At 48.6% G+C, this 19,667-nt stretch carries 17 protein-coding genes; 4 read left to right on the top strand and 13 right to left on the bottom strand.

The features are described from left to right. Window positions 1-4: 4 nt before the first annotated feature. The 5 genes from H579_RS0102940 to H579_RS0102920 form a co-directional block, all read right to left on the bottom strand. Complete coding sequence (locus H579_RS0102940; RefSeq protein WP_028299437.1) at window positions 5-394, bottom strand: four helix bundle protein; 390 nt, start codon at window positions 392-394, stop codon at window positions 5-7. Window positions 395-444: 50 nt separating this feature from the next. After that, window positions 445-1,356 carry a sulfate adenylyltransferase subunit CysD gene (gene cysD / locus H579_RS0102935; protein WP_036565175.1) on the bottom strand — a complete coding sequence of 304 codons (912 nt, stop codon included), beginning with the start codon at window positions 1,354-1,356 and terminating at the stop codon, window positions 445-447. Between the two features lie 268 nt (window positions 1,357-1,624). Further along, window positions 1,625-2,419: a metallophosphoesterase gene (locus H579_RS0102930; protein WP_028299435.1), complete on the bottom strand. Its 795-nt coding sequence runs from the start codon at window positions 2,417-2,419 to the stop codon at window positions 1,625-1,627. Window positions 2,420-2,492: 73 nt separating this feature from the next. Further along, window positions 2,493-2,972, bottom strand: a complete 480-nt coding sequence (locus H579_RS0102925) for a DUF1249 domain-containing protein (protein ID WP_028299434.1) — start codon at window positions 2,970-2,972, stop codon at window positions 2,493-2,495. 108 nt (window positions 2,973-3,080) lie between these two features. Then, on the bottom strand, window positions 3,081-3,716 hold the full coding sequence (locus tag H579_RS0102920) for an NUDIX domain-containing protein (protein WP_028299433.1): 636 nt from the start codon (window positions 3,714-3,716) through the stop codon (window positions 3,081-3,083). Window positions 3,717-3,944: 228 nt separating this feature from the next. Between H579_RS0102920 and H579_RS0102915 the strand changes: the two genes are divergently transcribed. The 4 genes from H579_RS0102915 to lon all read left to right on the top strand — a co-directional run bounded on the left by H579_RS0102915 (window position 3,945) and on the right by lon (window position 9,965). Beyond that, window positions 3,945-4,709: a hypothetical protein gene (locus tag H579_RS0102915; protein ID WP_157834543.1), complete on the top strand. Its 765-nt coding sequence runs from the start codon at window positions 3,945-3,947 to the stop codon at window positions 4,707-4,709. A 349-nt stretch (window positions 4,710-5,058) separates the two neighbouring features. Further along, window positions 5,059-6,693: a methyl-accepting chemotaxis protein gene (locus H579_RS0102910; RefSeq protein ID WP_028299431.1), complete on the top strand. Its 1,635-nt coding sequence runs from the start codon at window positions 5,059-5,061 to the stop codon at window positions 6,691-6,693. Between the two features lie 109 nt (window positions 6,694-6,802). Then, on the top strand, window positions 6,803-7,333 hold the full coding sequence (gene greB, locus H579_RS0102905) for a transcription elongation factor GreB (RefSeq protein ID WP_084623860.1): 531 nt from the start codon (window positions 6,803-6,805) through the stop codon (window positions 7,331-7,333). Between the two features lie 211 nt (window positions 7,334-7,544). Then, complete coding sequence (lon, locus tag H579_RS0102900) at window positions 7,545-9,965, top strand: endopeptidase La (protein WP_028299429.1); 2,421 nt, start codon at window positions 7,545-7,547, stop codon at window positions 9,963-9,965. Between the two features lie 145 nt (window positions 9,966-10,110). On the opposite strand, the gene H579_RS0102895 is transcribed toward lon, so the two are convergent. The 8 genes from H579_RS0102895 to H579_RS0102860 all read right to left on the bottom strand — a co-directional run bounded on the left by H579_RS0102895 (window position 10,111) and on the right by H579_RS0102860 (window position 19,610). After that, window positions 10,111-10,317 (bottom strand): YgaP family membrane protein, encoded by a 207-nt coding sequence (locus tag H579_RS0102895; RefSeq protein ID WP_028299428.1) that lies wholly within the window; start codon window positions 10,315-10,317, stop codon window positions 10,111-10,113. Window positions 10,318-10,473: 156 nt separating this feature from the next. Continuing rightward, window positions 10,474-11,481 carry a tRNA 5-methoxyuridine(34)/uridine 5-oxyacetic acid(34) synthase CmoB gene (cmoB, locus tag H579_RS0102890; RefSeq protein WP_028299427.1) on the bottom strand — a complete coding sequence of 336 codons (1,008 nt, stop codon included), beginning with the start codon at window positions 11,479-11,481 and terminating at the stop codon, window positions 10,474-10,476. A 213-nt stretch (window positions 11,482-11,694) separates the two neighbouring features. Next, window positions 11,695-12,450, bottom strand: coding sequence for a carboxy-S-adenosyl-L-methionine synthase CmoA (cmoA, locus tag H579_RS0102885; RefSeq protein ID WP_028299426.1), 756 nt, complete (start codon window positions 12,448-12,450; stop codon window positions 11,695-11,697). An 11-nt stretch (window positions 12,451-12,461) separates the two neighbouring features. Further along, window positions 12,462-13,532, bottom strand: coding sequence for a methyltransferase (locus tag H579_RS0102880; protein WP_036565173.1), 1,071 nt, complete (start codon window positions 13,530-13,532; stop codon window positions 12,462-12,464). Window positions 13,533-13,681: 149 nt separating this feature from the next. Next, on the bottom strand, window positions 13,682-14,503 hold the full coding sequence (locus H579_RS0102875) for a methyltransferase domain-containing protein (protein ID WP_028299424.1): 822 nt from the start codon (window positions 14,501-14,503) through the stop codon (window positions 13,682-13,684). Window positions 14,504-14,731: 228 nt separating this feature from the next. Then, window positions 14,732-15,643, bottom strand: a complete 912-nt coding sequence (locus tag H579_RS23990; RefSeq protein WP_051227254.1) for a porin — start codon at window positions 15,641-15,643, stop codon at window positions 14,732-14,734. A 347-nt stretch (window positions 15,644-15,990) separates the two neighbouring features. Beyond that, the gene (gene recJ / locus H579_RS0102865) at window positions 15,991-17,769 is read right to left on the bottom strand and encodes a single-stranded-DNA-specific exonuclease RecJ (protein WP_028299423.1); all 1,779 of its coding nucleotides are present in this window, start codon (window positions 17,767-17,769) and stop codon (window positions 15,991-15,993) included. Next, window positions 17,766-19,610 (bottom strand): DUF3413 domain-containing protein, encoded by a 1,845-nt coding sequence (locus tag H579_RS0102860; RefSeq protein ID WP_028299422.1) that lies wholly within the window; start codon window positions 19,608-19,610, stop codon window positions 17,766-17,768. The genes recJ and H579_RS0102860 overlap by 4 nt, the downstream gene beginning before the upstream one ends. Window positions 19,611-19,667 lie beyond the last annotated feature (57 nt).

Here is a 19,667-nt window from a genome sequence, read left to right as displayed (position 1 = left end):
GTCCTCATAGGCTTGAGGCTGGAGGCTTGAGGCTGGACGAACCAGGTTCAAGCTCCACCTTAATCTTATTCATCAGTCCCGATAACATAGCGGCTATTCGTTTGGTTTGCTGAATCCAGTCCTGACCAGCCTGTCTCTCGATATAGCCTATATCGATACCGATATAAATTTGAGTTCTCAGCTCTGCGCAAGAGCCTTTAGCGATGCTTAAGAACCTGAGTCTTTCTTTTGCACTTTCTCTGCTCATACCCTCTGCAATATTACTGGGTACAGACAGACCTGAACGGGTAATCTGATCTTTAAATCCCCAATCGTTCAGGTTTCTCAGGTTCTTGTATAAATCTGCCGATAATCGGGCGGACATTTTCCATACGTCTAGCTTCTCAAAATCCATTTGGCACCCTTTTCGTCAAGCCTCAGGCCTCCAGCCTAAAGCCTTTCCGGCTAGAAGTAACCTTCGCGCTTCTTCTGCTCCATGGAGCCCGCGCCATCATGGTCGATCACACGACCCTGACGCTCAGAAGTGGTGGTCAGCAGCATTTCCTGAATAATGTCAGGCAAGGTCGCTGCGGTCGATTCCACCGCACCGGTCAGCGGGTAACAACCCAGCGTACGGAAACGCACGGAACGCATTTCTGGCTCTTCACCTTCGGCCAGCGGCATACGCTCATCATCTGCCATGATCAGGGTACCATCACGCTCAACCACAGGACGTTTATCTGAGTAGTACAGAGGTACAATCGGAATCTCTTCCAGATAGATGTACTGCCAGATATCCAGCTCGGTCCAGTTGGACAGCGGGAATACACGAATGGACTCGTCTTTGTTCACCTTGCTGTTGTACAGGTTCCACAGCTCAGGACGCTGACTTTTAGGGTCCCAACGGTGGAATTTGTCACGGAAGGAGTAAACACGCTCTTTCGCACGGGACTTCTCTTCGTCACGACGGGCACCACCAAACGCAGCATCAAAGCGGTACTTGTTCAATGCCTGCTTCAGAGCCTGAGTTTTCATCACGTCCGTGTACTTACGGCTGCCGTGATCGAATGGGTTGATATTCGCCGCCCGACCTTCTTCGTTGGTATGCACGATCAGATCCATACCGGCCTCTGCCGCCATCTTGTCACGGAACTCGATCATTTCACGGAACTTCCAGGTGGTATCCACGTGCATCAGTGGAAACGGCGGTGTTCCTGGGTAGAAAGCTTTACGAGCCAGATGCAGCATTACGGCAGAGTCTTTACCGACAGAATACAGCATCACAGGGTTGTCAAACTCTGCGGCAACTTCCCGAATAATATGGATGCTTTCCGCTTCCAGCTGTTTCAGGTGCGTCAGGCGTTCGGGCGATATCATTGTTATGATCCACTCCTGCTAAAAGTCAAAAAAACCGGTCTGAGTCTAAAAGAGTCCGCTCATCCGGTTGGAATTGGTTGGGTTATTTGTTCAGGTTCAGGTGTCTGTCTTAAGCGATCCGTTGTCTTGATCGTCTCACTTAAGCCCGTCATGTTATCCGCTTCGATATGCGGACGTACTAACCCCAATGGGCGTAGTAAAAACGGAATCCTTAATTACGTCAAATTATTTAAAATACTTTGTTGATAACTTTATCGAATAAGAAGCACTAATTTTCCAGGCGATAAACCCGGCTTTCCACATGGCCATCAGGCATCAGGTTTAACCAACGATAACCCGGTGCCAGATCTGCTATCTGGAACTCATTGATATCAGAGGCAAATTGAATACTGGTGGCCGGTGTGGTCAATAAACTCAGCTGATCTTTTACCAGATGTTGCTCCTGATGCACATGACCACAGATCACGGTTTTTACTGCCGGGAAACCAGTGAGTGTTTGCCATAACCAGCCTTGATCGCGCAGGGGAATACTATCAATTCCGGCAATGGCCTCACTATTATCCATTAGCGGATTATGGTTTTCCCCCTGACGGCCCGGACCAACCAGTAAAGGCTGATGATGAATCGCAATCGCTTGATACAACGCTTGAGGTTGTTCCAGTGCCTGCAGCAGCTGCTGACGCTGAGACTCATCCAACTCACCGTGAGGCTGACCGGATTGAGAATTCAGTAATAACCACTGCCATTCGCCGCTAACAACAGAAAAATCAATAGGATGCAACGCCTGCATCAGATCGACACTATCGTGATTACCGGGAATCCAGTGCCAAGGCACACCGGTCTCCTGCATCAGTTGATACAGCTGTTGATAGCTTTCAACGGATTCATCCTGACTTAAATCTCCAGTCAGTAGAAACAGATCCACCGGATGGGCTTTCAGGCTTTGCTCCAGCACAGCAACCAAATTGTGCCAAGGCTTCTGGCCTTTAAAATCTTGTTCAGGATCAGCCAGCAGGTGCAGATCGGTCAGCTGCACCACAGATAGGGAATCTCTCACGGACATGTCAGGGTCTTTTCTAATAATGTGTATAGTTCTGATTATTTGGATCGTTGTAATGATCGGGATAGCTGATGTGTTAGGAGGGCAAACCGACCGCCTCAACACTGTGGCCATAGTTTTTCAGATGGGTCAGCCATTCGGCCAGAAACAGATTAATCTGCATCTTCTCATCAGGTTGGCGCATTTTCGGATTCGGGTAGCGGTAACGGCCATCAAAGTGACGTTGCTTTTGATACCCCACCACTTCCGCCATACGGGCATCGTGGTACATACGCACGGACAATTCAGGCTGGCTCAACCAATGCCCCCAGCTGTCCTGCTGCCAGATACGCAGCAGGGTGGTGTATTTACTGCGCTCGGTCACTTTAATCGCCAGCTCCCCAAGATGCAGCGATTCATCACTGACCGCAAAACGCCAGCTATCGTTCTCTTCCAGATCAGGCAGCAGTTTCAATAAGCGCAGATAGTTGGTTTCGCACTCGGCCATCTGTCGTTTTAGATCGACGACATAGGCTTTCTTTTTGGCCCAGGGGTTAGGATTTTTGGTTCGTTGCATGGTTACACTCTACTCTCTGGCTTGCTGGTTTGACTGCTCGTTCCCCTCGTCAGCGCGAACCGCTTATCTTTCAAACCAGCGTTACTGCCAGCTATCGATTATCTCGTTCTAGGATTGACACCATTGTTGCTGCAGCCGCTCACGGTTCAGCTGCAACCACTGTAGGGCAATGATGGCCATAGCATTGTTAATACGACCATCTTGTAACCCTCTTACGGCTTCAGAAAAGTCCACCAGTTCGACCCGGATATCCTCGTGTTCGTCATCCAAACCATAGACCCCTTCTGTCACCTTGCGGCTGTCGATGACACCTAAAAACAGTGCGATCTGCTCATCCATACCACCGGGACTCACCCAGTAGCTAAACAGTTTCTCCAGCGCTTCGATATCACAACCGGCTTCTTCCTGAGCCTCTCTGCGTACAACATCTTCCAGGGTTTCTCCCTCTTCTGTCATACCGGCCACAATCTCAAACATCCATGGGCTTTGTGTTTCATCGTATAAAGCACCGGGACGGAACTGCTCTACCATCAACAGCTGGTCGCTACGAGGGTCGTATAATAACACGCCCACCGCATCGCCCCGGACAAATATCTCTCGGGTAAACGTCTCGCTCCATTGGCCATCAAAACGGCGCTGTTTGAGATGCAGCTTTTCCATACGAAAAAAGCCCTGATAGGCTTCTTCCCGCTTGATGATCTGAACATCATCCCTGTGATAACGACGGGTCAACTTGTTACTCATTGCTAATATCGTGACATCTCGCATGGCTATTTCTGTTGCTACTTTTTTGGCTATTTATGGACGTTTTTTGTGGCCGTTTTTTATGGCCGTTTTTTGTGACAGAGATTTCAGGCTCATCACCCTATTTCAGACTCTCAGCATAGCAAGTTTAATTGCAGTGACAAATCACCTTCTATACTGATCTATACTTAGGGGTAGGTTGAAGGTAGCAGTATCATGGAGGCTGCCATGGCATTCGTTCAATTACAGTATCTGGACATCCGACCGGTTGCCCTGATTGCCGGGGCAGAAGGTAATCTGCCCGCGCTCAAGGCGTGCTTGCTGCAAGCCAGGCGACAAAGCGCCCGTATCCGCCTGTTTCTGGGCAATGGCCTGGGAGCCTTTGGTCATAGCAACGAAACGCTGTTTATTCTGCAAACCCAATGTACCTGGCTGGTGAAAGGCAGCCATGAGCGCCAGCTATTGAAGGAGCAACCGGGACAAGTATCTTTGTTTAATCATCATGCATCCATGTCACGGGCGAAACAGAGCCTGAGCCCTGCAAATAAAAAACACCTGAAACACTGGACCGATCTGGTGCGCTTACAAACCCCAAGCGGCGCACTATTAGCCTGTTACGGCACACCTGACTTTCTGCTACCAGATACTCTGAACGCTTACAATCTGGATAGGGAACTCATTATGGCCTGGCTCAAACAGTATCGCTGTCAGGGTTTAGTGGTAGGCAGTGATCACCAGCCCTGGATCGAACACCTGCCAGAAGGGCATTTTGTCGCCTCCTGCGGGGCCTGCGGCTTTGCCAGTCAACCTGATAGTTCAGACGTGCATTACTTACTTGTTGAGCAGTTTCGTAACCGTCTGATTCCACGGGTCGAACGTGTAAATTATGATATCTATCCCTGGATCAACCAGCTCAAAAGAGAAGGCGTACCCGATATTCTGACGTACCCCCTATTAAAAGGCTTACCACCACCGGACGACTACTATTCCTGATCGATAAACGCGCGACAAAGTGCAGAACAGTACCATAAAAAAGCTTAACCAGGCGGGAGTAAAATCCACTTAACCGACTCTAATCCAATGTATACAGAAACCCACATGCTTCAGAAACAACTAATAGATAGAGCAAAAAAAGCTAAAAAAACCGTAGCTTAGTTACATTCTTTGACAGAAAGATGGCATTTTTTTGCATAGGATCAATGTGTTCCGGCGGGATAACTCTCATAGTGTGCGCTGGTATACATTTTGACCAGCACTGGACGCTGAATAATCTCCATCTAGTCACAGACCGTTTATCAAAAAAACAATAATAACGGCTAACCAACGTATCAGGATAACTGCCATGTATAACCTGTTGGGCAATATTAAAATCAAGTACAAACTCTGGGTCATTATCGCTCTGATGGCGATGGGTACTGCGGTCCTCATCAGCGTGTCGTTAATGTCTCTGAAAGAAAACCTGCTCGAAGATAGGAAGCAGAAGACCAAGCATGTGGTTGAAACCGTATACAGCTTCCTGCACCACTATTATGCCCAGGAACAAAGCGGTGCACTGACCCGGGAAGCAGCCCAACAAGCGGCCAGTAAGGCCATTGAAAGACTGCGTTACGATAAAGATGAGTATTTCTGGATCAATGATATGAACGCCGTGGTGGTGATGCATCCCATCAAACCATCTCTCAATGGCAAAAATCTCAGCGGTCTGGCTGATGCCAATGGCAAAAAAATCTTCACCGAGTTTGTGGGTGTGGTCAAACAAGCAGGAGAGGGCTATGTCAGCTATCTCTGGCCAAAACCCGGCCATGAAGAACCACAGGCAAAGATCTCCTATGTAAAAGGGTTTGCACCCTGGGGCTGGATCGTCGGCAATGGTATTTATCTGAACGATATGGATGATATTTTCTGGGCGACTCTTGTACAGTACTCCATCACCGTCGGTATTCTGACGCTGCTGATTGGTGGTCTGGCTCTGTTTATTATCCATATGATTACCACCCAGATTACCCGACTGAAAAATACGATGGTAGATGTAAAAGATTCCGGTGATCTGCGTCAGCGCGTCGATATCAGTAATAAGGATGAGCTGGGCGATATGGCCGGTGCCTTTAACCATATGATGGATAAGTTCCAGAATATCGTTAACTCTGTTGGCCAGTCCACAGGCCAGTTGACAGAAGCCATCAATCAGATGGGCACAATTACAGAAAGCACCACAAAGGGTGTCACCCGTCAGCGTACCGAAACAGAACAAAGTGCTGCCGCCATGAATGAAATGGCCGCATCTGCACAGCAGACCGCCAGTATTGCCGAACAGGCCAATGAAGCCACACGAGCAGCCCATGAGCAAACGGAACACGGTCTGCGCATTGTTGAAGAGGCCACTCGCAGCATTAACGAACTGGCCCATGATGTACAGCAATCCAGTGAGGTGATTAACGAGCTGGAAAGTCATACCGCCAAAATCGAAAGCATCCTGGATGTGATTGGAGGCATCTCAGAGCAAACCAACCTGCTGGCACTTAACGCCGCGATTGAAGCCGCCCGAGCCGGTGAACAGGGTCGTGGCTTTGCCGTGGTGGCCGATGAAGTGCGCCAACTCGCACAGCGCTCCGCAGAATCCACTCAGCAGATTCAGGATATGATCCACGAGTTACAGAGCCGATCAAAAATTGCGGTTGATGCAATGAGAACCAGCCAATCCAAGGCAGAGACGACGGTGGAGCGGGCCGCCGAAGCTGGTGAGTCCTTCCGCACTATTGCAGACTCGATGCAACAGATCAGCAGCCTGAACGCTCAGATCGTAAATGCTGCCGAAGAGCAAAGCAGCGTCGCCGATGAACTGAACCAGAATCTGGTTTCTATCGCACAGGTTTCCGAAGAAACGGAGCAGGGTACATCACTGATTAAAGCCTCGGGTCAGGAGTTGACCCAGAACGCTCATAATCTAAATAACCTGATTAAACAGTTCCGTACCTGATCTCTACTGAGCTTGAAGAGCTACAATGGTCCATGTTTCTGCATGGGCCATTTTTTTTGCTATATTGCGCACTGTTTTCACAGATATTAACAGGTAACCACAGACAGTTATGAAAGGCCGGAATATGCAACGCTGGCGGGACCCGAAAAAAGATCCCCGCAACGAGAAAAAAACCAACCTGATCACACCACAGGGTTACGATACCCTGCAACAGGAGCGTGATTTCCTATGGAAGGTGCGCCACCCGGAACTGGCGCAGAAGGTTAAAGAAGCCGCCGCTCAGGGTGACCGCAGTGAAAACGCGGATTACACTTATAATAAGCAGCTGTTAAACAAAACACTGGGACGTATTCGTTTTCTGGATAAGCGTCTGGATGCACTGACCATTGTTGCAGACAAGCCGACCGATCAAAGTAAAATCTTCTTCTCTGCCAAGGTAGAACTGGAACATGAAGAGGGTGAACGGATGGCCTTACAGATTGTTGGCCCAGATGAAGCAGACCTACAACAGCAGAAGATCAATATCGACTCACCGATGGCACGGGCCTTATTAGGTAAGTCCGTGGATGACGAAGTCGTTGTACAAGCCCCCGACGGCGAACAGGTCTACTATGTCTTGAGTATCAACTATCCCGATTAAACATTCTCTGAATTGATTGATAACAAATTAGTCTCACAACGGGATTAATACTCTCGCTTGCATTGAATTTTATCCTGTCGCCCATATCCATTAGTCAACACGATAATATTTTGCCGATCTGCCTGGCCTATTCGCGTCATCAGTATTCTTCAGCGTTTTTATTATTTTATAGCCAGCAGACAGATCAGCCACTTAAGCAAAAGGGTATGCCATGAGTGATAATGAGATTCCAAACGAGCAGGACAACAGCCAACCTGAACCGGACAATGTCAAACAAGGTACAACTGATAGTTCGGGCACGTTAATTTTACCATCGGATGCTCTGCCTGAGCGTATCTATCTGCTACCGGTACATAACCGTCCCTACTTTCCTGCCCAGGTTCAGCCACTGATAATCAGCCGTCAACGCTGGCAGAAAACCATGGAACGCCTGGCCGATACGCCTCATCACATTGTTGGTCTGTGCTATGTCGGCGATATTAAGCCCGAAGAGATTGATCACCGGGATTTCAACACCATTGGTTGTGCTGCGCGGGTGCATAAGGTCAGCCTGGAAGAGGGTGGTATCCAGTTTGTCGCTCAAGGCCTGCGCCGCTTCCGTATTGTACGCTGGCTTAATAAAGAAGCCCCTTATCTGGTAGAAGTGGAGTATCCAAAAGAAGAGATTGAGGACAGTGATGAGGTAAAAGCCTACGCTATGGCGCTGATCAGCGCCATCAAGGAACTACTACCACTCAACCCTCTCTATGGCGAAGAGCTGAAAAACTACCTGAATCATTTCGATACCAACGAACCTTCACCACTGGCTGATTTTGCGGCGGCGATCACCACTGCAGACGGAGACGATCTTCAGGATATCTTAAAAACGCTGCCCGTATTGGAGCGGATGAAAAAGGTGATGCCGCTACTGCAAAAAGAGCTGGAGGTCGCCCGTTTACAGAGTGAAATCCGCGAAGAGGTGAATCAGAAAGTCAGCGAAAATCAGCGAAAATTCTTCCTGAAAGAGGAGATGAAAGTGATCCAGCGCGAGCTGGGCATCTCCAAAGACGATAAGACAGCAGAACTGGATGAATTTAAGGAGCGCATCAGCAAGCTAACGTTGCCTGAGCAGGTAGAGAAACGCATCTCGGAAGAGATGGATAAATTCTCCATGCTGGAAACCGGCTCGGCTGAATATGGTGTCACCCGCAACTATCTGGAGTGGATTACCAGTCTGCCCTGGGGCATCACCACAGAAGATAATCTGGATCTGAAACACGCCCGCGAGGTGCTGAATCAGGATCATGATGGCCTGGAAGATGTGAAGGACCGTATTCTGGAATTTCTGGCCGAAGGCTCCTTTAAAGGTGAAGTCTCTGGCTCTATCCTTTTATTGGTTGGCCCTCCTGGTGTCGGCAAAACCTCCATTGGTCGTTCCATTGCCGATGCATTGGGCCGCCCCTTCTATCGTTTCTCTGTTGGCGGTATGCGTGATGAGGCCGAAATCAAAGGCCATCGTCGTACCTATATCGGCGCTATGCCTGGTAAGCTGGTTCAGGCATTGAAAGATGTCGAGTTGAGCAATCCGGTGATTATGCTGGATGAGATCGACAAGATTGGAGCCTCTTATCAGGGTGACCCGGCCTCTGCACTACTTGAGGTTCTGGACCCGGAGCAGAACAGCGAGTTTCTGGATCACTACCTGGATGTGCGTCTGGATCTGTCCAAGGTTCTGTTTGTCTGTACCGCTAACCAACTGGATAGCATTCCCGGGCCTCTGCTGGATCGTATGGAAACCATCCGCCTGTCCGGCTATATCGCCGAAGAGAAGCTGCAGATCGCCAAAAATCATATCTGGCCCAAGCTGTTAAAGCGCGCCAAACTGCTGAAAAAGCAGGTGGACCTGTCCGATGCCGCATTAAAGCAGGTGATCGAAGGCTATGCCCGCGAGGCTGGTGTACGTCAGCTGGAAAAACAGCTCCATCGAATTATGCGTAAAGCGGCCGTGCAGTTATTGGAGAGTGATCAGGATAGTATCAAGGTCAATGCAAAAAACCTGGAGGAATATCTGGGTGCCCCCATCTTCCGTAAAGAACAGGTATTGAAAGGTGTTGGCGTGGTCACAGGTCTGGCCTGGACCTCTATGGGCGGTGCAACACTACCGATTGAAGCCAGTGTAGTACACAACAAAGGCCGTAGTCTGAAACTGACCGGCAAGCTGGGCGATGTGATGAAGGAGTCAGCAGAGCTGGCAATCAGCTATGCCTCTTCTCAACTGGCCAAACACGGTGTTGATGAGCAGTTCTTTGATAACAGCGCCATTCACTTGCACGTGCCTGAAGGTGCAACACCCAAAGATGGCCCCAGCGCCGGTGTTACCATGACCACCGCCCTGCTGTCTCTGGCTCGAAATGAAGCCCTGCCACGCTCACTGGCCATGACCGGAGAAATCACGTTAACCGGCCATGTACTGCCTGTCGGCGGTATCCGGGAAAAGGTGATCGCCGCACGCAGAAGTAAGATTATGGAAGTGATTCTGCCCGCAGCTAACCAAAGGGATTACGATGAACTGCCGGACAGTCTGAAAGAAGGGATGACTGTACATTTCGCCAGCCATTATCGGGATATTGCCAAGCTGATTTTTGGGGCTTAAAGGCTGGAGGCTGGAGGCTGGAGGCTGGAGGCTGGAGGCTGGAGGCTGGAGGCTGGAGGCTGGAGGCTGGAGGCTGGAGGCTGGAGGCTGGAAAGCTTGTCTGATAACGATAGTCAGGCAAGCTTTCCAAAGGACCGAGGGTGCGCTATTTACTGAATGCGCAGCCAGTTTGAATACCCATCTTGCTAAAAATCTTAGCCGCCGGGCAGAAACCGGTAAAAGCCGCCTGGATCATATTGAAACCAATAAATACGGTGAACCAGACAAAGTTGGCGTGTACAAAATGGGTCAGCAGCAGGCTGATTAGAATCATACTTCCCGCAAACACAAACATCAGACGATCAATATTCATAATTACCTCAGAAGAAATAAGCTAAGCAGTATCTGATTGAGGCAGATAAGTGCTGAACGACTTCTAGTGACTAAAGATTGATCGCCATAATATTAGAAAAAAACGATTTATAGAAATATCGATTTAGATAGTACTTATATATAGTTATTCCATTTACTAATAAGGCCGCTCTGCCAGCACAACAGCACGTTTAGGTGCCGGGTAACCCTCAACGGTTTTACTGTGATCCTCAGGATCCAGGAAATCCACCAGCGATTGGTAGGCCATCCATTCCGTACTGCGCTGCTCGTCCAATGTAGTAACGGACACATCCACCACACGTACATTGATAAAGCCACATTTCTCTAACCAGAGTACCAGTGCATCAGGGCTTGGCAGATACCAGACATTATTCATCATGGCGTATCTATCTTCCGGCACCAGCACCTGCTGAGCATCACCATCCACCACCAGTGTTTCCAGCACCAGCTCACCGCCAGGACGCAGGGCTTCCTTCAGTTGGTACAGGTGGTCGATCGGGCTACGACGGTGGTACAATACCCCCATGGAGAATACTGTATCAAAGTAATCCAGGTTCGCCGGTACATCCTCAATACCCACTGGCAGATGGAAGACCTTATTGCCATCAGCTAGCCCCATCAGCTTGCGAATCAGCTGGAACTGCACATGAAAACGCGGTGAAGGGTCAATACCGACGACAAAGCGTGCACCGGCCCCGGCCATACGCCAGCAGTGATAACCACTACCACAACCGACATCCAGTATCCGACGATTATGCAGCGGCGCGATAAACTCTTCCAGGCGATCCCACTTCCAATCTGAGCGCCATTCGGTATCAATATAAGTACCGTGCAACTCAAACGGACCTTTGCGCCATGGCATCAGCTTTTTCATCAGGTTACGGTATTTCGCCTGCTGAGGTTCAGGCAAAGCCGGAGAGGCTTTTACCAGCACCGCACTGCGATCCAGATCCACCGTCACCTGATAGCCATCCTCTGCCAGTTCTTCTGCGGTGGCAAACTTATCCACAACCCTAAGCCAACCGGGCAGATCTGCATAACGTTTGGTATCCAGACCATGCTCCAGTTGCTCGGGCACTTTTGCCAACCAACGGGTTAAGCCTTCTTCGGCAAATTTCTGATAGAGAGGGGCGTAATCGGTCATGGTCTGGTTACTATTTTTCAGAGAGTTAAAGATTTAATACGAATACCGATAGTTTCTTGATATACGAAATAGGTAGTCAAAGTAGGTCGGATAAGAGAAACGCCATCCGACACGGATTCCAATACTCAGCCGTTGCCGGAAGGTGCCTTGCGGCTTTTCCCACCTACAATAATTGATCGAGGTTGGTATCAGTCTACTTATTTAGTAAAAAACCTAACGGGCTTTAATGGCCAGCATGGAGGCAAAGTTCAAATACTGGAACCATACGCAGTTATGAGCAAAACCCGCTTGGTCAAAACGCTGTTGATGGGTTTCAAAGCTTTCCGCCTGCAGAAAGTTTTCCAGTGCTGCACGCTTCTGACTGATCTCAAGATCGCTATAACCATTAGCGCGTTTAAAGTCGAGCTGCAGATCAAACAGAGTATCCTGCTTATCGGCCTGCTCAAAACGCACCTTTTCAGAGAGCACTAACACGCCACCTGGAGCCAAACCGGCAACGATTTTTTCCAACAAGGGTAAACGACTCTCCAGTGGCAAAAACTGGAAGGTAAAGTTCAGTACCACCACAGAGGCATTTTCGATGGGGTACTCACAGATATCGGCGCATTCCAGCTGAATATTACGGGCTGAACCATCGCTATTCAGAGCTTCCTGCGCAAACACCCGTTCACAGCGTTCGATCATCGCCTCAGAATTGTCCAGCGCGATAATCTCCAGATTAGGGTCATCAATCTGGTGACAAACCGATAGCGTACTCGCTCCCAGGGAACAACCCAGATCATAGACCCGGGTACCCGGCTGCCAATAGCGACGGGCAATCACGCCGGTCATACCGATCATATTGCTATAACCAGGCACTGAGCGCTTGATCATATCCGGGAAAACCTGCACCACCTGATCATCAAATGAGAAGGTGGCGACCTTATCCAGAGGATTGGCAAATATGGAATCTTTTTGATTATCTTGCATGGTAAAACCCGTTAGATTTGCACGCGCGCGGACCAGATACAGAATTTACCGGTCTCAGCAATACGTTCACAATTACCAAACACTTGCTCAATCAGGTCTGGATATTTCAGGAAGCGGTTAGCGACAATACGCAGTTCACCACCACGATTCAGGTGTTTCTTCGCCTGGCGAATAAACTGCTCGGTCGGTACATAGTCAGTTTTCAGACCGGTATGGAACGGTGGATTAGAGATCACCAGATCATAGCGACCTTCCACTTCACTCCACATATCGGAAGCGATGACCTCACCTTCCAGCTGATTATGGGCTAGACTCAGTTTAGTCGCTTCTACCGCCATCACGCTAACGTCACAGGCGGTCAGCGCCAATTCTGGCTGCTGTTTAAGCAAACTTAAACCAATCACACCACAACCACAGCCCATATCCAGTGCTTTAGGGATAAAACCCACACTGGCCCGGACTTTCGGCAGATGTTGCAGTAATAGCTCTGAACCTTCATCTAAGCGGCCATGGCTAAACACACCGGGTAGGCTAACTAACTCTAATGCGGACTCTGAACTAGCGCCAGCTTCTGCACTAAGCCCTGTATCCAGCGACCAATACTGTTGCCACTGCTCCAGCTCAAAAGCCGGAATCTTATCCACAACCGGTATCATGCTCAGCAGCGTGGACTTTTTTGCTTTATCTTTTTTTTGTACTTTGTCGGTAAAGGGCAATAGCAGCTTATCAGCGGACTTAATGCCGCCGTTATTTTCACCTACCAGCCAGAACTCAGCCCCCTCTTTCAGCAGAGGTAACAGCTGAGCAATCAGATAGCGCGCTTGCTCTTTTGCCTTAGGCATAAAGAGCACGATCTTATCCACAGGGGGGATATCCGGCACCTGACTCTGAAAAAGCGGTTCAAGTTTAGGCTGATGTTGCATAGAACTGAAACTGCGCCAGTCATCCGTTAAGACAATGGGGCTTTCCAGCTGACCCAACTGACTCAGCAAGCCATCATCGGGAATATGAGCAAATAACACCCGGCCACTTAATTCAGCCTGGTTACGCATAATCAGTTCACTGGCAGGTGTTAATGCCATTTTATCCTCACGTACTATCTTGAGATTTAACCTGCTGAATCCAAAGTGATTCAGTCAACAAGGGGCCGATTAAGAGATCCACTTTAAGAGCACTGATCACCGTTAAGCGGATGAACCGGATCGACCAAGGGGCTCAAACAATAAAAATATCACGCCGGTTTACGGGCTATCACATGAATATAGCGCCCTAAACGCCAGTAAGGGTCTTGATGACAATAGCGCCATTCCAGCTCCTGAACTTTTAACAGGTCTTCCTCTGACGGGTCTTTATCACGCAGATAATCATTAAAAATGCGAATACCCGCGACAGATACAATCTCCAGCCCCTGATCTCGCAGCCCTTGAATCACTGTCTCTGGATCTTGCGGACTGATTGGCGTTAAGCGCAGTCGTTGCCCGGTACCATCAAGGGTATCCCTTAATGCTTTATCGTAGTTACCCTTTACGATATTGCTAAAACGCAAACCGTGTTCATTAAAGAACATCAGGGATAACCAGCCGTCTGACTGCATCATAGTCGCGAGATGGGGTAAAGCCTCTTGTGGTTGATGTAACCACTCCAGTACGGCGTGGCACACTACTAATTGCGCAGGCTCCAGTTGCTCAGAGATCTGCTGCAATTTATAGTCATATACCTGCACCGGAAAAGCATAGTTGTGCTGTTGTTGCTGATTATCAAACAAGACTTGAGCTTCGGCACGCATATCTTCAGCGGGTTCAGTAAAACAAACCTGATGCCCCTGCTGTGCCAGCCAATCAGACATCTGTCCCAGACCACCGCCCACATCTAACACATTCGCTGTGCTATTAGGCTCAATTTGCTGATTGAGAAAGGGAATCTGCTGCAGATCCTGATACAAAATCTGCTGACGTAACCAGCCTTTGGCGGTGCCATAGACATTACGACGGAACTTCTCAGCCAAACCATCAAAAACTTTATCGGTAGTGATTTTTGCACGGGGGGCAGCCAAAACAACCTCTCATTAGGCAATAGCACAAGGCGAGGCATGTTACTGGATTTTAGGCGTACGGGAAAGAATCAGACCGGAAAGAAATGTTGTACCAGCAATACAGGTTGAATGGTAAGCATTGCAAGCACAGGTAATCAGAGGATAAAGCACTAAAATAGGATACGAAAAAAAACGCTGATCTTAAAACCGATCAGCGTTTCGATGTAAGTACGACTAATCAAGCAATGATTAGAAGTCTACACGCCAGCTCAGAGCTACAGAATCAGATGAACCGGTTTTACCAGCAGCTTTCGCAGCTTCTGCATCATCATCAGCTGTTACAATAGTAGCGGCTACACGAGACTGAGCACCAAGTTTGTACTGAGCTTCAACAGCAACTTGCTCACCATCTTCGAAGCTTACGAAGTTAGCCAGCAGTTTAACATCACCCATAGCGTAAGAACCTGCTACTTCGAACGTGTTTTCGTCGTCGATACCGTTGTCAGTTGCTTCAGCAGCAACGTACAGATCACCCATAGTGTAGCTAGCGGCTACAGAGGTGTAGTTCTCATCAACAGAACCTTGATACATCAGGGAAGCAACGGCTACAGAGAAACCACCAGCTGAGTAGTGAGCAGCCAGGTTATATGCATCAGCGTCGTCACCAGTATCAACGCCAGAATTACGAGCTACCAGTACTGCTGCAGCTTGGAAACCACCCATATCTGGAGTGATGTACGCCAGAGTGTTACCTTGACGGCCAGCCCAATCATAGGAGTGAGTTGGGTTAGAGCCTACATCCAGAATATCTACTTTACCAGAAGTCCACAGGTACTGAGGAGTCCACTGACGACCCGCAGTTACAGTACCGAAACCACCAGTTGCACCGATGTAAGCCAGACGGCCATCACCAACGTCACCAGAATCAGTTTTGGCTTTAAATTCTAAACGAGCGATACCAGTGATGCCACCATTCAGCTCTGTAGAAGCTTTAATACCAACACGGGAGGAGTTATCGCCAATATTCAGGTCACCTTCATCAGGATTTTCAGCAACAACACGCAGGGAACCGTACAGGTCGTAGTTTACTTCTGCTGCTTGAGCAACAGCTGTGAAGCTCATAGCACCAGCGATAGCGGTAGCAATCAGAGTCTTTTTCATTTGTTAATTTCCTTTCTCTACTCAATCGCTCTGCAAATACTGCAGAAAATTTTGGTTAGCCGGCCAGCACAACCAGCCAACCTTAAACCTTTATTGTTTCAATCGCAGGGGCTACTTTAAACATCCTGCGCGCGCATGGCAATAGTCAAATAAGCCCTTTTTTACATCATTCTGCTGACTTTTGATTTGAGTTAAGTATCAAGTCAGCTTGGAACCCTAGATTTATTTGCTTACAGGTTGATGACATCCCCTCTTTTTTTAACATTTAGTTACAGTAGAGAAAAGATTCTACTAAAATAAATATTTGCATAAACAGGGATGCCAGAGGCTTGGTGTACAGCCTGTTGTCACTTGTGGCTCTTTCCTGCCCACTCGACCATCAGTTGAATCTGGCTACGACCACGAAAGTGATTCAGATTGAGCTGATATACACAGTGAATATAATCACCTTCGCTGAAGTTAAGTGTTTGACCAGCAGCTAATGCCTTAAACCAGATAGCACGATAGCTATACGTTTGCTGCCAGTCACTGAGCAAAAGCTGAAGATGAGTTTGATCTGCACCAATCACTTTGAGCTGCTCAACCAGAAAGTGACCTTCAAAATAAGCGCTATCAAATTCACGACCGTAGGGTTGTAATGCTTGTAACTCGTGCCAGGTTTGTTCACTGATCTGTTCTGGTTCCAATTCACCGTCAACCCAGATCACCGGCTGTAAATTTTCCAAGCCAATTTGTTGTTTTACAGCCTGATCAAAAGCTTGCACAAAAGCTAAATACGACGCTCGCTGAATGGTTAACCCAGCTGCCCCCTTATGCCCGCCAAACTTCACGATAATATCCGGATTATTGTCATGCACCCATTGCAAAGCATCTCGAATATGGACCTGATCTATACTTCGCGCTGAACCTGTCATATGCTCAGGATTCACAGCAGGACACAATACAACTGAAGGCTTTCCTGTTTTCTGAGTCACTCGTGAAGCCACTATACCCTGCACGCCAGGATGACCTTCCGGCAGATAGATACTGAGCGCCTCGAGCCCTTGTATAACCTGCTGTTGCGCCAGTTGGTTGGCCGACAGAGTCATCTCTTGTTCAATCGCTTTTCGATCTTCATTATCCTGATCGAGTATCGATAAATACTGCTCCGCCTGATGATCAGAAGGCGCCAAAATAAAGTGCAAAGCGGCATAAGGATCATCCAAACGGCCACGGGCATTGATGCGCGGCCCCAGCTGATACCCCAGCACATCTGCCGAAAACAGCTGGTCCTCTTTTTTCAGCAATTTCCGTACAGCTCTCCAGCAGGGTTGATCAAACCGATTAATCAAGTCCAGGCCATTTTTCACCACAGCACGATTAATGGCGCTATCCCCCAAAGAGACACAGTCGGCTACCGTACCCAGAGCCACATAAGAGAGCAAAAAGCCTAGTTTGGAGCTTTTTTCCGACAAATATCCCTGGGCGACTAATTCCATACGTACCGCAGACATCACTAGCCAGGCCACCATACAGCCAGCGATTGTGGCATCAGGGTAACCGCAATCACTCTGAGTAGGATTGACCATGGCGAAAGCCGACTCCGGAGGCCCCTCGACCGGCAAGGCATGGTGATCGGTGACGATGACATCAATACCCGCTTGCTGAAGCAGCACAATACGGGCTTCATCACTGGAGCCACAGTCTGCGGTGATAATCACATCGGGCAACACAGGTAGTTGAAGAATACGCGCGACTAAGCCTGCGCTGACACCGTAACCATCCTGCAGGCGATGACCGATTAAACTTTGGATTTTATCTGCAGGATGATGAAAGAGTTCGGTTAACGCACGATACATCACTGCATGGGAGGTGATACCGTCGACATCATAGTCGGTCAGCACTCCGATGGTTTGCCCCAGCATCACCGCCTGAGCGATACGCCCCGCGGCTTTACCCGCATCTTTTAGTTTCTCTGGTCGCTCGATATACTGCAACGCTGGCTGAACAATACTCTCAAGGTTACGTACACCCTCACTTAACCGCCCCGCGAGCACCTTTGCCAATAAAGGCGATAAACCTAATGCTTGAGCCTGAAGCAGGACCTGATTGTTCAGTGGACGCAGACGAATTTCGGGTGCCATCATTTATAGAACCGCCCCATCTCATCCATAACTTCCTTCATCGTTGATAAATCCAATGTCTGCTGATCCAATAGCTCATACTCTTTATTCAATACTTCATAGCGACCGCTATGATAAGTGACAGTAATGCGCTCTGGTTCAATGACCGCATGATTGTTATCCGCACCCGCAATCAGCCACTGACGACTCTCACGCTGAAACATATTCTGACCACTGCTATAGCTCAGACTATCATCCTGACAGCCTAATGCGCTTTCCAGAATAGTAGCAGGCACATCAAGGTGGCTGGTTGTTTTAGTCTCCACTGCCGCTTTACGTCTTGGGTCAACTATAATCATGGGCACTTTAACCTGAACATCAGTAAAGTTACTGCCATGTCCCCAATAATTCATACCGCTATCATTAAATTCCTGCCCATGATCAGCGGTAATCACAATCAGGGTATTGTCCAGCAAGCCCCGGGACTTAAGATCATCCAGCACCCGACCAATCTGAGCATCAGTAAAGTGCACGGCGTTTTTATAACGATTAAAATAAGGCTCAGGATTGAATTCGTTGTTCAATAGCAGATAGTTAACCTCTTCCCATACCGGAGTGAAATGCTCTGGGTAACCTTTTGGATAGCTATAGGCATGGGGTGCATCATAAAACAGAAAACCAAAGAATGGCCTGGATGACGGCTCACTTTGATGCTTATCCAACCAGTTCAGCCAATCATCCGTTAATTGAATATCCCGAAGTGGTGATGAGCCCCCTTCTGTCTTCAGACGCAGATTGCTAACAGAAGCAAACACCGTTTTATCAAATGCCGGATTAACCAGGGTAGCGTTGGCAAAAATACCCAGCCCAAACCCTTGCTGCTGCAGGGTTTTGATCATAACGGCAGGGGTGGCCGTTGATTTCATAGCGTTCCAGTAGGTACCTGGCAAACCATACATTAGGCTGAAAATACCTGTACGCGTACCATTACCGCCGCTGTAGTGATCAGCAAAACGTACACCATACTGATCAGAAAAGGCCGCAATATTCGGGGAAAAAGGCGCATAGGAGGTATCTTCACGCCAGGAGTCAACCACCACCATCAGTACATTCATAGCAGAGGTAGGGTGACTGCACTGCAAAGCAGATTGACCATAGTTAAGCGAGCCTTCCGTTGTTTTCAGCATGCGCGCCTGTTCAGCTGCTTCGGGATTACTGATCCCCCACTGCTCCAATCGGGAACGTGCCGTCATTGGAATGCTTAGTGGATAGAAACGTGCTTGCCGGGTCACATCAAACTGGTAAACCGCATCGGCCCAGGCATGAACCAAGTGACTGGTAGTCAGGCAAGCCAGCAGCCCCAATGCAAAGGGCTTTAACGCTCGTTTCTTCTCGCGTCGCTTGCCACGCTGCCAAAGCTTAATAGCAACCGAGGTTTGCAATGTACACACAGCAAGTATTCCGCCTGCCAGCATCAGCCAGGAGGACAGTGAAAACTCAAAAATCTGACCATCGGTATCATTCAATAACAGACTGATCACCATCTGATTGATATGAAAACGGTACTGACCAAAAACAAAACTATCCAGCAATAGCACAGAGATTCCCAGCACGGATACGGCCACCGAACTGGCAATCAACAAACGAGCTGAAGCAAAAACAATTAACGCCAGCAGTATCGGAAAAGGCAGGAAAGTCAGAAACGCGCTATGCCCCACCCAGGTCGTCAGCAGATACCCCCAGCCCACGATGGTTTCCGGCAGGTCGATGTAACGGATAAACCGCACCATAACCAGCATAACCAGAAACAGATTCCAGAAATAGAAACTGCCTAACCAATGAAGTAACTTACTGCGCGACGCCATATCCTTCCTTTTAGTCTGCTTATCTGCGAATGGGCCTGAAACTGAATGATCAGGTAA

It is taken from the genome of Oceanospirillum beijerinckii DSM 7166 (assembly GCF_000422425.1).
In the GTDB taxonomy this organism is placed as follows: Bacteria; Pseudomonadota; Gammaproteobacteria; order Pseudomonadales; family Halomonadaceae; genus Oceanospirillum; species Oceanospirillum beijerinckii.
Note: the sequence above shows the minus strand (reverse complement) of the source record. Positions and strands in the feature narration are given on the sequence as shown.